The organism is Geothrix mesophila (assembly GCF_022808835.1).
Lineage (GTDB): Bacteria > Acidobacteriota > Holophagae > Holophagales > Holophagaceae > Geothrix > Geothrix paludis.
This window is the reverse complement of sequence record NZ_JAKZLD010000001.1, coordinates 779,350-793,856: the sequence shown is the minus strand read 5'-3', so window position 1 is coordinate 793,856 and position 14,507 is coordinate 779,350. Positions and strand designations below refer to the sequence as shown.

The window sequence follows — 14,507 nt, the reverse complement described above, 5'->3', positions numbered from 1 at the left end:
GGCACTGGATAAGATGCGGGAAAAGCAGGATCAGTGCCAGCCCATGCTGCACCATCCTCCGGCCGGGGTGTTCCGGTCCTTTGGAGATCGGTTTTCGCCGGGCCGGAATCAGTGCTGCAGCAGGTTCCGCAGCTCGTCCATCTGGGCTTTCGATGCCAGCGGACGGGCGGGCTGGGCACCATCGATGGGCACCGCGAGCACCTCCGCCGATTCAGCCTTCCGCGCCTCGCTCCGGGTCTCTACGACCAGGTAGGCCGTTCGGCGGAGGCTGTCGTACTGCCAATTGGCGCATGTGGTTCCCGCGGCGGTGACCGCGCGCAGATTCCGGCCCGATGCGTCGCAGAGCCAGATCCGGGCTTCGTCGCCTTCGTCGAGGCGGCCATTCCCGTTCGTGTCCGTATCGACGATGCTCACCAGAAGGCCATCGACCCGGGCGCTCCTGCCCTCTTCCCCATCCTCGAGGGTGTCGTAGCGGAGGATGAGGCTCTTCCGGGCGAGCAGGGGCCGGGAGGCCAGCGTCTTCGCATCCACGAAGAGGAGGTTGAAGAGCGGGACGTTGGGGGCGCCCTTGCTGTAGCTCCCGATGCCTCGGGGCTCCTCGGATTCCTGCGGGAGTCCCTCCACGGGAACGAGCAGGGTGTCCGTGCCCTTCAGGGGCTTCGGGAGGCCCAGGCGCAGGATGGCGGCCCGGGAGGGAGCGTCCGCGGTGGTCGCCGGGACGCCGGCCGGAAGGCTCTGCCCCCGGTCGCGGGAGGGCCAGAGCGCAGTGAGGCCCGTGATCAGCAGAACGATCAGGCCCGCCAGCAGGAGCGTTCCGTTCACGGCCCAGAGCAGGCGGTTGTAGCGCTGAAGGTCGAGACTCATGCCTGCCGCCCGGTGGCCATTTCGTGCAGCAGACCCGCCACGGCGGCCTTCGGATCCTCAGCCTTGAACACGGCGTTGCCGGCCACCAGGCAATCGGCTCCGGCGCGGATGAGGTCCGCGGCGTTCTTCAGGCTCACGCCCCCGTCCACCTGGATGAAGAAGGGCACGCCCCGCTCGGCCCGCAGGGCATCCAGGCGCTTCACTTTGTCGAGCACACGGGGGATGAAGCTCTGGCCGCCGAAGCCGGGGTTCACGCTCATGAGCAGCACGAAGTCGAAGTCGCCCACCAGGTCGACGAGCGTCTCCACGGGCGTGCCGGGATTCAGCACCACGCCGGCCTGGCCGCCCGCCTGCCGGATGGCGGCCAGGGTGCGGTGCAGGTGGGGATCGGCCTCCTGGTGGATGCTCACCCAGCCGGCGCCCGCCTTCACGAAGTCGGCGGCATAGCGCAGGGGCTCCACGATCATCAGGTGGCAGTCCAGGGGCAGGGAGGTGGCCTTCCGCAGGCTCTCCACCACGGGCAGGCCGATGGTGATGTTGGGCACGAAGCGCCCGTCCATGACATCCACATGCACCACCTGGGCGCCCGCGGCGGCGATCATCCCCAGCTCCTCGCCCAGCCGCGTGAAGTCCGCGGAGAGGAGGGACGGGGCCAGCAGGGGGGACGCGGGGCGGAGGCTCATGGTTCCAGTATTCCAGAGGCGGTCTTCATCGAGGTTAAAGACCTCCACGAAGGGCACAAAGGGAAATCCAAGAGCATGAAGATCCATCCATTCGTGCCCTTTGTGCCCTTCATGCCTTGCTTCGTGTCCTTCGTGGAGATCCTTGTTTCAGTGTCCGAGCGGCACTTCCACCCCGTTCACCCACAGCCGAGCGGGCTTCACTTTCCGGAGCGCCTCGGGCGTGAGGGAGCCCAGGGGCACCTGCACCCACAGCAGGTCGGCCACGGCACCCTTCTGGAGCGTGCCCAGCTCCTTGGCATGGCCCAGGGCCGCGGCATTGCCGCTGGTGTAGGCGCGAAGCGCTTCGGCACGCGTGAGGCGCTGCGCGGGCAGGAAACCGCCAGGCGGATCGCCCGCTGGGTCCTGGCGCGTCTCCGCGGCCGCGAGGCTCACGAAGGGATCAGGGTCTTCCACCGGGGCATCGCTTCCGAAGGCCAGCAGGGCCCCGCCGTTCGCAAGGGTCCGCCAGGGGAAGGCCTCGCTCACGCGGTCGGGACCCAGGCGGGCGGGGGTCCAGCTGTGATCGGAGGTGCAGTGGACGGGCTGGATGCTGGCCACGACGCCGAGCTTCCCGAAGCGGGCTGCGTCCTCGGCGGTGACGATCTGGGCATGCTCGATGCGCGGGGGCAGGGCGCCTCTTCCCTTTTTCATGGCCTGGGCGATCAGGTCCAGGGCCGCCCGGTTCGCGGCATCGCCGATGGCGTGGATGGCCGGCTGGAATCCGGCGCGCAGGGTGATCGAGACGTCCAGCGCGACCTTGGCGGGGTCCGTGACCCAGAGCCCGCGGGTCGCGGGCTCGTCCGCGTAGGGTGCCAGGAGACGCGCCCCGCGGCTGCCGAGGGCGCCGTCCAGGTAGAACTTCACGCCCTGCACCTGGAAGAAGGACAGGGACTTCGCGCGGCCCTGCCTGAGCTCGCGGAGCATCAGGGCATGGTCGTGGTTCATGTACGCGAACACGCGGATGGGCAGGGCCCCCGCGGCGGCCAGGCGCCGGTAGGCGGCCAGCTCCCGGGCGCCCACGCCCATGTCGGCCACGGCCGTGAAGCCGTCGGCGCGCAGGGCGGTGAGGCCCGCCTTGAGCCGCGCTTCCAGTTCGGCGGAGCTGGGTTCGGGAATGTGCTTCTCCACGAGCTGCACGGCCGCGTCCAGGAGGACGCCTGTGGGCTGTCCGCTAGCGTCCTTCAGGATGCGCCCGCCCTCGGGATCCGGCGTCTTGGGGCCGATGCCCGCCAGGGCCAGCGCGGCACTGTTCACCCAGGCCGCGTGGCCATCCACCCGCTGGAGGAAGGCTGGCCGGGAACCCGCGATGGCGTCCAGGTCGGCGGCCCTGGGGAAGGCCTTGCCCGGCCACCGGTTCTGGTCCCAGCCCCGTCCCAGCACCCAGCCCTTGGGATGGGCGGCGGCCCAGGCCCGGATGCGCTCCAGCGTGCCGGGCAGGTCCGCCGGCCCTGTGAGATCCGCCTTCCGGCTGAGGGCGCCCAGCCCTCCTACGTGGGCATGGCCTTCGATGAACCCGGGCAGGAGGGTGCCGCCCGGAAGCTCGACCCGCTGCGCCTGGGGATGGGCCTTGGCAAGCACGTCCACGGGACCGACCGCCAGGATCCTCCCCTTCCGGATGACCACGGCTTGGCCGTGCTGCTGGCCCTGGCCAGTCCACAGATCGGCGCCCTGGATCAGGCGATAGGAAACGGGGGGGGTGGAGGGTGGCATCGGCATGAGTGGGTCCCTCGGGGTTTCTGGAAGCATAGCTTCGCGAAGATTCGCCCAGGAGGGGCGTGGAGGAAGGCGTGCCGGAAGGGGGGCGGGAGGACCGGCCGGCCCGGGCGCGAATTGGTATAAAAATGCGATAATTGAGTTATAAAAATTTATATTACACGTATTTAGGCGTATTGGCCGGGTGACGGCAATCACTGACGGTCCCGCCGGGATCGTAGACAGTTGACCATTGGGTAATGAATAAGGAGGCCCGTGCCACCCTGGACCGAAACCGCAGATTGGCTGAAGACCGATTCGGGCGCCTTCCTGGCGGCCGGGCGGATGCCCCTCGGGACCACCCCTTGGACCGACCAGGAAACCCGCGCGAGGCTGGTGGCCATGGCCCGCTGGATCCTGCTGGCGATCATCGGCGCCTATGGGCTTTTCGCCGGCGGCATCCTTTCCGTCAGCGCCTACAGGGTCTTCCTCACCCAAGCCCAGCTGGCCTTTCTGGCGGGCGCCGTGGCGTCCGTGGCTGCCTACAGCCTGGTCCTCCAACAAGGCTGGTTCGGAGTGAGGGGCTTCCGGTACTCGGACCACGCCCAGATCCTGCTGGACCTCTTCTTCATCACGGTCCTGATCCACTTCAGCGGAGGGCCGTCCAGCTGGTTCTGGCCGGCCTACCTGATCGCCACCATGGAGGCGGCCTTCCTGCTGCCCCGTCCGCGAGAGGTCTGGGCCGTCGGCGCCATCGGCGGGACCATGCACGGCCTCATGCTGGCGGGGCACTATTTCCGCCTGCTGCCACCGGTGGCCATGCCGTTCACCTCGGAAGGCCTTGGCGCCAATCCGCTCTACCTGTGCTTGGCCTGGTCCTGGGCCGCGATCCTGAACGCGGCGGTGGCCTTCATCACGGCCCGCCTCATGGGAGTCATCCGGTGGGAGCACCGGGCCCTGAAGACCCGCGAGGCCCAGCTGCAGCAGTTCGTGGACACGGCGAACGACCTGATCGTCTGCCTCACGCCCGAAGGCCGGTTCCTTTACGCAAACCCCCTCTGGACGAGAACTCTCGGGTACGGCCTCCAGGATCTGGAGACCACCACCTTCTTCGATCTCATCGACCTCGACCACCGGGCCCGCCTGCTGAAGGAATTCGGGCGGGCCATGAAGGAGGCGCGGGGGACCGTCATGGAGGCTGACGTCCTGGCCAGGAGCGGGGCCCGCATCTCCGTCGAGGGGAACCTCGCCCCGACCCTCAAGGACGGGCGCCCGGGAATGGTCTGGTGCATCTGTCGCGACGTGACCGCGCGGCGCCAGGCCGAGGAGCAGCTCTTCCGGATGGCCCACTTCGACGGCCTGACGGGCCTGCCCAACCGGGCCTCCCTGCTGGAGAAGCTGAACGGGGCCCAGGAGGCGGCCCGGAGGTCCGGTCGGAGCCTGGCGGTGCTGTTCGTGGACCTGGACCGCTTCAAGCTGATCAACGACACCCTGGGCCACGCGGTGGGCGACGAGCTCCTGCGCCAAGCCGCGCAGCGGATGAAGGCCGCGATCCGAGAAAGCGACACGGTCAGCCGCATCGGGGGCGACGAGTTCATCGTGACCCTGAACGATATGCAGGATCCCAAGGAGGCCTCGGCCCTGGCGGGGAGGCTTCTCAGGCCGCTGGCGCGGCCTTTCCACATCGGCGGCCAGGAGATCTTCGTGACGGCCAGCGTCGGCATCAGCCTCTTCCCGGAGGATGGCGAGGGCGGCGAAGCCCTGGTGAAGAAGGCCGACAGCGCGATGTATCACGCCAAGAGCCGGGGCAGGAACAACTACCAGTTCTACCATCCGGGGATGGACCAGGACGCCGAGCGGAGGCTCGTGCTGTCCACCGGGCTCCGCCACGCCCTGGAGGCTGGCGAATTCCGCGTGCTCTACCAGCCGAAGGTCGAGGTGGACACGGGCCGGATGACCGCCATCGAGGCCCTGGTCCGCTGGGAGCATCCCGACCTCGGCCTTCTCTCCCCCTCCGAGTTCATTCCGCTGGCCGAGGAGACCGGGCTCATCCTCCCCATCGGTGAGTGGGTGCTGCGCGAGGCGTGCAGCCAGGGCGCCCGGTGGCAGGTCCAGGGGCTTCGTCCCATGCGCATCGGCGTGAACCTCTCCGGCTACCAGCTCCAGCAGACCGGCATGGCGGCCACGGTGCGGAGGATCCTGGAGGAGACGGGGCTGGATCCTCAGTGGCTGGAGCTGGAGATCACGGAGACGGTGGTCATGCAGAACCCGGCGCTGGCCGTGGCCGTGCTGGATGAGGTGAAGGCCCTGGGCATCCACGTCTCCATCGACGATTTCGGGACGGGCTACTCTTCCCTCGCGCAGCTCAAGCGCTTCTCCGTCAGCACCCTCAAGATCGACAAGTCGTTCATCCGCGATCTGGAGCACAACCCCACCGACGCCGCCATCGCCACGGCCATCATCGCCATGGGTGCCTGCCTCAACCTGCAGGTGGTCGCCGAGGGCGTGGAGACCGAGGGACAGCTGGCCTTCCTCCGGGAGCGCCAGTGCCACGGCGCCCAGGGGTTCCTGTTCGGCCAGGCGGTGCCAGCCGAGGAAATTGCCAGCGTCCTGGAACAGGAGGACCGGGAATCCCAGATCGTGATGGTGACCTAGGACCCGCCAGGGGCCGCAGTCCCGATGCTATCGTGGACTCCACGGAGGCCCCATGTATCAGAAGGATTTCCTGGACCAGGTGCGCGCGCAGCTCACGGTGGTGGAAGATCCCGCGAAACTCCGCGAACGGGCCTTCGAGACCAGTTCGGGCATCCCGCTGAAGAACAGCTACACGCCCGCGGATCTCGCCGGTCATGATCCCCTGCGCGACCTGGGCGCGCCCGGGAAGTTCCCCTTCACGCGGCATGTGCAGCCCACGGGGTACCGCGGCCGGCTCTGGACGATGCGCCAGTACGCCGGCTTCGCCACCGCCGAGGAGAGCAACGCCCGCTACCGCTACCTGCTGGAGCAGGGCACCACCGGCCTTTCCGTGGCCTTCGACCTGCCCACGCAGATCGGCATGGACCCCGACCATCCCATGGCCCTGGGCGAGGTGGGCAAGGTGGGCGTGAGCATCAGCTCCATCCACGACATGCGGACGCTGTTCCGGGACATCCCGCTGGACAAGGTCAGCACGAGCATGACCATCAACGCCCCGGCCTCGGTGCTGCTGGCCCTCTACCTGGCCGTGGCGGACGAGCAGGGGGTTTCCTGGGACAAGGTGAGCGGCACCATCCAGAACGACATCCTCAAGGAGTACATGGCCCGCGGAACCTACATCTTCCCGCCGCGCCACAGCCTTCGCCTCATCACAGACATCTTCGCCTTCTGCGCGGACCAGGTGCCCAACTGGAACACCATCTCCATTTCCGGCTACCACATCCGCGAGGCGGGCTGCACCGCGGCCCAGGAAATCGCGTTCACGCTGGGCGACGGCATCGCCTATGTGCAGGCGGCCCTGGATGCGGGCCTGAAGCTGGAAGCCTTCGCGCCGCGCCTCAGCTTCTTCTTCAACGCTCACAACCAGTTCTTCGAGGAGGTGGCCAAGTTCCGCGCCGCCCGCCGCCTCTGGGCGCGGATCATGAAGGAACGTTTCAAGACGACCGATGCAAAAAGCCAGATGTTGCGTTTTCACACGCAGACGGCGGGCAGCACGCTGACGGCGCAGCAGCCGGACAACAACATCGTGCGCACCACCGTGCAGGCCATGGCCGCGGTCTGCGGCGGGACCCAGAGCCTGCACACCAACAGCCGGGACGAGGCCCTGGCCCTGCCCACGGAGCAGAGCGCCATGATCGCCCTGCGCACCCAGCAGATCCTGGCCCATGAGTCCCGCGTGGCGGACGTGGTGGATCCCTTCGCGGGCAGCTATCTCATCGAATCCCTGACGGATGAGCTGGAAGCCCGGGCCTCGGCGCTGTTGGCCAAGGTGGACGAGCTGGGTGGCATGGTCGCCGCCATCGAGAAGGGCCTGCCCCAGCGGGAGATCCAGAACGCCGCCTATGCCTACCAGAAGGCCGTGGAGAAGGGCACCCAGGTCGTGGTCGGCGTGAACCGCTTCGCCATCAGCGGCGAGGCCGCTCCGGACCTCCTGCGGGTGGACGAGGCCCTGGGCGGAACCCGGCGGGGCCAGGTGGCCGCCGTGCGGGCAGGCCGGGACCAGGCCGCCACCGCCGCGCGGCTGGCGGAGCTGTCCGCCGCGGCCAAGGGCACGGAGAACCTCATGCCGCGCATCCTGGCCGCCGTGAAGGCCGAGGCGACGGTGGGAGAAATCTGCGACGCGCTCCGGGCCGTCTTCGGGGAGTACCAGGAGCATCTGGTGCTCTAGGTCACATCAGAAGGCCGGAGTGTCGCTTGAAGGGGTGGTCCAGGCATCCGAATTGCAATATCGTGACCAACCCGTCCCGCTCCTGCGGGACCCATCCCGGAGGCATCATGCGTATCGCCATCCTCACCGCCGCTGCGGCGCTGCTCCTCGCTCTTCCCGCCCAGGCCAAGATGCCCTTCGTCAAGAAGGCCCAGGAACTGGGTTTCACCGACGTCAAGGACTGCAAGGCCTGCCACGTGGGCGCCGCCAAGAAGGGTGGCGAGATGACCGCGCGCGGCAAGTTCCTCGAGGAGACCAAGGCCAAGAAGAAGGCCGCCGAGGTCGACCTGAACTGGCTCAAGGATTACAAGGGCAAGTGAGCCGCTGACGCGGGCTCGCGATCTCGCCGGGCGGGTCTCCCGCCCGGTTTTTTCTGTACTCCGGGGGGTGTCCTGTCAATGAATTCCGACATCTGTAGCGACATGTAACTAAGAACATACAAGGATTTCGGATCTGGAATCGGTCCGTGATCTAAATCACCATCAGGTATCTTATTGGGAGGTAACCGCGCTAGGGTGATAGCCGACATGTGAGGTAGCTATGCGTCTGCTGCTCGCTGGATTGCTCTCCGCCTTCCTCGCCGCCGCTCCCCCTTCAGCCAATGACTGTGTCGCCTGCCATGACATCGATCTGGCGAAATTCGCGACCACCAAGCACGGAAGCATGGGCTGCACGGACTGCCACAGCAGCATCACCAAGTTGCCCCACGCGGACAAACCCGCGCCGGTGAACTGTGCGGACTGCCACGCGGACCAGGTCAAGGCCTACAAGAAGAGCGTCCACGGCGTCGCCAAGCAGAACGGGATGACCGACGCGGCCACGTGCGCTTCCTGCCATGGACCGGCCCACGGCATTCTCGGCGCGAGCGATCCCGCCTCGAAGGTGGCCAAGAAGAACCTCGCCGACACCTGCGGCTCCTGCCACTCCAACCCGGATTTCCTCTCCAAGCACCAGATCCCCTTCGTCAAGCCGGTGGAGGCCTATCGTCTGAGCGTCCATGGGCGCGAGGTGGCCAAGGGGAACGCCGCCGCGGCTTCCTGTTCCGACTGCCATGGCAGCCACGACATCCTCGCCTCGCGGGATCCCCAGGCGAAGGTGAACCGGGCCAACGTCGCGGACACCTGCGGCGTCTGCCACAGCGACATCCAGACCATCTACGCCGACAGTGTCCACGGCCTGGCCCTGAAGCGCGGTTCCAAGGACTCCCCCACCTGCACGGGATGCCACGGCGAGCATGAGATCCTGGCGCCCTCGGAGCCCGGCTCCCTGGTGAACTCTGCGCGCGTGTCCACCAGCACCTGCGGCCGCTGCCACGGCGACGAGCGGCTGAACACCCGCTACGGGTTCGGCGACAAGGTCCCCGCCTACCAGGACAGCTTCCACGGCCTCGCGGTCCGCGGCGGAGGGAAGTCCGCCGCCAACTGCGCATCCTGCCACGGGGTGCACAACATCCTGCCCTCGGCGGATTCCAGGTCCACGGTGAATCCGGCCAACCTGGCCCAGACCTGCGGGAAGTGTCATCCGGGCGCCGGGGCTAAGCTGGCGGCAGCCCCCATCCACGTGCGCACAGCCACCATGACGGAGCATGTCTCCGTGCGCTGGATCCGGCTGGCCTACATGGCCCTCATCCCGCTGACCATCGGGTTCATGCTGCTTCACAACTTCCTCGACTGGCTGGCCAAACTGCGGCGCGGACCGCACCACGGGGCCACCCACGAGGGCTTCCCGCGCATGAACCTGACGTTCCGGATCACGCACGGCATGGTGATCGTGAGCTTCATCTCCCTTGTCGTCACGGGCTTTGCCCTGAAGTTCCCGGAATCGGCCTGGGTGAAGCTCTTCCAGTCCTTCGATCCGACCTCCAGCCTCCGCGGCGTGGTCCATCGCATCGCGGCCGTGGTGATGATGGCGGGCACGGTGTTCCACTTCGTCCACCTCGCCCTGTCGAAGCGGGACCGCATCATCCTCGTGGAGCTGCTCCCCTCCTGGCAGGACGCCAAGGACATCTTCAACATGTTCCGGTTCAACCTGGGCCTGATCAAGGAACGTCCCACCTTCGGCATGTTCGGCTACCCCGAGAAGATGGAGTACTGGGCATTCATGTGGGGCACCGTGGTGATGGCCGTGACGGGCGTCCTGCTGTGGGCCGAGAACTGGAGCCTGCGCCACTTCCCGAAGTGGATCCTGGACGCGGCCACGGCGGCCCACTGGTACGAAGCGATCCTGGCCACGCTCTCCATCCTTGTCTGGCACTGGTACCTGGTGATCTTCGATCCCGATGTCTACCCCATGGACCTGGCCTGGCTGAACGGCAAGGCCTCCGCGGACCACATGCGCGAGACCCGGCCCGAGTACTACCGGAAGACGATCGAGAAGCACGGAACCGAACACCACGACGCCTGATGCCACCCCCTTTAGCGCATCACTGACCCCTCCCCACCCCATAGGAACCAACCCCATGACCTGGACTTCTACCGATACTCAGGCTCCCGTCGCCGCCAGGCGACGCGGCGGAAGCCTGCTGCTGGCCTTCGTCGCCGGCCTGCTCCTCGCCTCGGCACCCCTGCATGCCGCTCCTGCCAAGGCGGCCGCCAAGGAAAGCTGCTTCGACTGCCACAGCGATAAGGACATGACCAAGGATGTGAATGGCACGAAGCAATCGCTCTTCGTGGACGGGCAGCGGTTCGCAGCCTCGGTACACGCCTCCCTATCCTGCCGGGACTGCCACGTCAAACTCACGGACAAGCACCAGGAAGGTACTGAGACCTACACAGATGTGAACTGCGATGGATGCCATGCCGAGCAGGCCAAGCACTACGCGGGCAGTATCCATGGCGTGAGCCAGACCCTTGGGGCGACGGCAGCGGCTTATTGCCATGACTGCCATGGGAACCACTACATCGTGCCCGTGAAGCAGACGGACTCGCCGGTCTACAAGATGAACCTGTCGACGACCTGCGCGAAGTGCCACGCCAACAAGAACCTCACCGATGAATACAAGATGAAGTATCCGGCGGTGGCCTCCCAGTACCAGGAGAGCATCCACGGCAAGGCTCTGCTGGTGAAGGGGCTCATCGTGGCGCCGAGCTGCAATGACTGTCATGGCGTCCACGACATCAAGCGGAGCGTGGACCGCAGCTCGCCCATCAACCATGCCAACGTCGCCAAGACCTGCGGCCGCTGCCACGTGAAGGTCGAGGAGGTCTACAACCAGAGCATCCACGGCCAGCTGCTGGCCAAGGGCGATCCCCGCGGGCCGGTCTGCATCCAGTGCCACTCCGCCCACCAGATCGAGACGCCGGTGAGCGGCCACTTCAAGGCCGGCAGCGACATGGTCTGCGGCAAGTGCCACGCCGACCGGCTCGAGCACTACCGCGACACCTACCACGGCAAGGCCATGGCCCTGGGCAAGGCCAACACCGCCAGCGCCGTGGCCGCCTGCTACGACTGCCATGGCCACCATGATGTCCTGCGGGCCGCGGATCCCAACTCCCGCCTCTCCCCCGCGAACATCGTCAACACCTGCAAGCAGTGCCATGCCAATGCCTCGGCCAGCTTCGCGAAGTACGCGCCCCATGCGAACCCCATGGACCGCAAGAACTACCCGGTGCTGCACTACGTGTTCCTGGTCATGACGACGCTGCTGGTGTGCACCTTCTCCCTGTTCGGCGCCCACACGCTCCTGTGGCTGTTCCGGTCCGTCTGGCTCTACCGTCACGACTCCAAGCAGTTCCGGGAGGCCAAGATCAAGATCCAGGAAGACGACGAGCAGTTCACCCGGTTCCAGCCCTTCGAGCGCTTCCTTCACATCCTGGTGGTGACGAGCTTCCTGCTGCTGACGATCACCGGCATGCCGCTGAAGTTCTACTACACCGACTGGGCCAAGGCGATCTTCCGGTTCTTCGGAGGGGCTGATGTCGCCCGCACCCTCCACCACTTCGGGGCGGTGATCACCTTCACCTACTTCGCGCTGCACGTGGGCACCACCCTGGGCCATTTCTGGCGGAACCGGGGCTTCCTGAAGGATCCCGAGACCGGCGCCGTCCGCCTGAACCGGATCTTCAAGGCCATGGCCCATCCCGATTCCATGATCCCCACCAAGCAGGATGTGAAGGATTTCGTGGCCCACAACCGCTGGTTCTTCGGCAAGGGCCCGCGTCCCGAGTTCGACCGCTGGACCTACTTCGAGAAGTTCGACTACCTGGCCGTGTTCTGGGGCGTCTTCGCCATCGGCGTCTCGGGCCTGATCATGTGGTTCCCCGAGTTCTTCAGCAAGTTCATGCCCGGCTGGATGATCAACGTCTCGCTGATCGTGCACTCCGACGAGGCCCTGCTGGCGGCCGGGTTCATCTTCACGGTCCACTTCTTCAACACCCATTTCCGGCTGGAGAAGTTCCCCATGGATACGGTCATCTTCTCGGGCCGCATCTCGAAGTCCGAAATGCTCCACGAGCGGAAGCGCTGGTATGACCGCCTGGTGGCCGAAGGCCGCCTGGACAGCTTCCGCGTCAAGGATGAGTGGGAAGCCTGGAAGGGCATCGCCCGCAGCGCCGGCTACATCTTCTTCGGCGTGGGCCTCGTGCTGCTCTTCCTGATCATCTACGCCATGACCTCCCGCCTCGCGCACTGAGACCGCTCAGCGCCGGAGCCAACCGCTCTTTGGCATACCACGACCACGCAGATCCGCGCCTCGCCCTCCCAGGCGGGGCCGGGTGGTCGCGACCGGAACTCCGGCCGCCCATCTGCCTCTCTCCCCTCACCCTGATCCCCTGCGGATCGGATCACCACCCCTATGAAGGAGCTGACATGCGCCGCATCACCCTCCTCACCACCGCCCTCATCCTCGCGGCCGCCCCGGCGGCCATGGCGAAGATGACCACCGTGAAGGGCGCCAAGTGCACCGCCTGCCACGAGGGCGCGCCGAAGGACAAGAAGTTCAATGCCGCGACCACCAAGATGCTCGCCAAGTACAAGGAAGCCCAGTGCAAGGACTGCCACGGCTGGGCCGAGGGCAAGCTGACCACCTTCAAGAAGAAGTAGTTCTCCTGCTCCTTAAAAGGGCGGCGCCGGGTTCGGCGCCGCCCTTTTTATGGAGGTGATCAAAGGCCGAGCAGGGAACGGGCCTCGGCCTCCAGGCGGTCCAGCTGGGCAGCCTCACCGCGCCCCTGGAGGTAGACCTTCAGCTTGGGTTCGGTGCCGCTGGGGCGGAACGCGGCGAAGGCGCCGCTCTCCAGGCGGAACTTGAGGACGTTGCTCCGGGAGATGGGCAAGGCCACCGCGCGCTGGTCAGGGCGGTCGAGGATGGGTTCCGTGCGGCCGTCGCCATGCCAGAGGCCGGTCTGGAAGTCCTCCCAGCTGACGACCTTCTCGCCACCGAGCGAAGCCAGCCCCGCGGCGCGGATGCGGCCCATGGCCTCGGCGAAGCGCTTGGCGCCGCCGGGCCGGGGATCCTCCAGGTTCACCAGGCGGTTGTGGAAGGTGCCCACCCGCGTCATGAGGGCCTCCACAGCCTGGAACAGGGTCTGCCCCTTGGCCTTGTAGTGCCCGGCCATCTCGGCCACCACGAGCGCCGCGGTGACGCCGTCCTTGTCGCGCAGGTCCGGCGGCAGCAGCATGCCGTAGCTCTCCTCGGCGCCGAAGGCATAGGGCTCGCCCAGCTCCAGCAGGCGGTCCATGCACACGGCGATGTTCTTGAAGCCCGTGAGGGTCCATACGACGGGCAGGCCATGGTGGCGGGCCACCTCGGCCATGAAGTCGGAGGTGACCACCGTGCTCACCACAGCGCCCTTGCGGCCCTTCTGGGTGCAGAGGTACTCCAAGGTGAGGCCCGCCAGGTCATTGCCGGACATGAGCTCCCAGGCGCCGTCGCGCTTGGCCACCACGCCGATGCGATCCGCATCCGGGTCGTTGGCGAGGATCACCTCAGCCCCCATGGCCTCGGCTTCCTTCAGGGGCGCGGCGTAGGCGGCGAGCTCCTCGGGATTGGGGCGCGGGGCGGTGGGGAAGGTGCCGTCCTGGATGCCCTGGCTGGGGCTGAGAGTGAGCGGGATCCCGGCCCGCTCGAAGAGGGCGGGCACGAAGGCCACGCCGGTGCCATGGAAGGGCGTGTAGAGGATGCGGGCGGCCTCGAAGGTCTCGGGGTGCTGGAGCAGGTCCTGGCCCATGGCGAGGTAGGCTTCCTCGACTTCTGCGGGAATGGGCTGGATGCGGCCGGCCGGCGCCACCGGCGGCTCGGGCACCAGGGGCAGGGTGGCCATGTGGGCCTCCACCTCCGTATCCCAGGGCTCCACCACCTGGCCGCCCAGGTCGTTGTATGCCTTGAAGCCGTTGTACTCCTTGGGATTGTGGCTGGCGGTGAGGATCACGCCACAGGCCGAGCCCAGGCGGCGCATGGCGAAGCACAGGAAGGGCGTGGGCAGGGGGCGCGTGCCGAGGAACACCTGGTAGCCCGCGGCCGCCAGCACGGCGGCGCTCTCGGAGGCGAAGACATCCGAGTTGATGCGGGTGTCGTAGCCCACCACGGCCACCTTCTTCCCGGGGGCCCGTCGCTGGGTCACGGCGGCCAGGGCCAGGGTGGCCCGGCGCACGTTGGGACGGTTCATGCGCCGCAGGCCCGCGGCCATGAAGCCCCGCAGGCCGCCGGTGCCGAAGGCGAGGGGCTCGGAGAACCGGTCTTCCAGCTCGGCCGCCGCCTTGGCATCCCCGGCCTCGGCAGCCTTGAGCATGGGCTCCAGCTCTGCCCGGAGTTCCGGCTCCAGGTGGGGAAAGGCGAGGTAGGCGCGGGCGGAATCCAGGCTCATGGAAGGTCCTTAGGCAACATTTCAGGA

General features: G+C 67.1%; 10 protein-coding genes. 6 read left to right on the top strand and 4 right to left on the bottom strand.

Going from position 1 to position 14,507, the window contains the following annotated elements; all coding sequences use genetic code 11:
- Window positions 1-108 precede the first annotated feature (108 nt).
- The 3 genes from MLG87_RS03700 to MLG87_RS03690 all read right to left on the bottom strand — a co-directional run bounded on the left by MLG87_RS03700 (window position 109) and on the right by MLG87_RS03690 (window position 3,302).
- Window positions 109-864 carry a hypothetical protein gene (locus MLG87_RS03700; protein WP_243293859.1) on the bottom strand — a complete coding sequence of 252 codons (756 nt, stop codon included), beginning with the start codon at window positions 862-864 and terminating at the stop codon, window positions 109-111.
- A complete protein-coding gene (gene rpe / locus MLG87_RS03695) occupies window positions 861-1,547 on the bottom strand; it encodes a ribulose-phosphate 3-epimerase (protein ID WP_243293858.1) in 687 nt (228 codons plus the stop codon). Before rpe ends, MLG87_RS03700 begins: the two co-directional genes overlap by 4 nt.
- 147 nt (window positions 1,548-1,694) lie before the next feature.
- The gene (locus MLG87_RS03690; protein WP_243293857.1) at window positions 1,695-3,302 is read right to left on the bottom strand and encodes an amidohydrolase; all 1,608 of its coding nucleotides are present in this window, start codon (window positions 3,300-3,302) and stop codon (window positions 1,695-1,697) included.
- Window positions 3,303-3,554: 252 nt separating this feature from the next.
- Between MLG87_RS03690 and MLG87_RS03685 the strand changes: the two genes are divergently transcribed.
- From MLG87_RS03685 to MLG87_RS03660, 6 genes are all read left to right on the top strand, one after another.
- Window positions 3,555-5,933, top strand: coding sequence for a putative bifunctional diguanylate cyclase/phosphodiesterase (locus tag MLG87_RS03685; RefSeq protein ID WP_243293856.1), 2,379 nt, complete (start codon window positions 3,555-3,557; stop codon window positions 5,931-5,933).
- A gap of 52 nt (window positions 5,934-5,985) precedes the next feature.
- On the top strand, window positions 5,986-7,641 hold the full coding sequence (locus MLG87_RS03680) for an acyl-CoA mutase large subunit family protein (RefSeq protein ID WP_243293855.1): 1,656 nt from the start codon (window positions 5,986-5,988) through the stop codon (window positions 7,639-7,641).
- 107 nt (window positions 7,642-7,748) lie between these two features.
- Window positions 7,749-8,000 (top strand): hypothetical protein, encoded by a 252-nt coding sequence (locus MLG87_RS03675; RefSeq protein WP_243293854.1) that lies wholly within the window; start codon window positions 7,749-7,751, stop codon window positions 7,998-8,000.
- Between the two features lie 220 nt (window positions 8,001-8,220).
- Window positions 8,221-10,083, top strand: coding sequence for a cytochrome b/b6 domain-containing protein (locus MLG87_RS03670; protein WP_243293853.1), 1,863 nt, complete (start codon window positions 8,221-8,223; stop codon window positions 10,081-10,083).
- 55 nt (window positions 10,084-10,138) lie between these two features.
- A complete protein-coding gene (locus MLG87_RS03665; RefSeq protein WP_243293852.1) occupies window positions 10,139-12,310 on the top strand; it encodes a cytochrome b/b6 domain-containing protein in 2,172 nt (723 codons plus the stop codon).
- Window positions 12,311-12,486: 176 nt separating this feature from the next.
- Window positions 12,487-12,720: a cytochrome c3 family protein gene (locus MLG87_RS03660; protein ID WP_243285998.1), complete on the top strand. Its 234-nt coding sequence runs from the start codon at window positions 12,487-12,489 to the stop codon at window positions 12,718-12,720.
- Window positions 12,721-12,779: 59 nt separating this feature from the next.
- On the opposite strand, the gene MLG87_RS03655 is transcribed toward MLG87_RS03660, so the two are convergent.
- Entirely contained in the window at window positions 12,780-14,480 is a 1,701-nt protein-coding gene (locus MLG87_RS03655) for a phospho-sugar mutase (protein ID WP_243293851.1), read from the bottom strand.
- Window positions 14,481-14,507 lie beyond the last annotated feature (27 nt).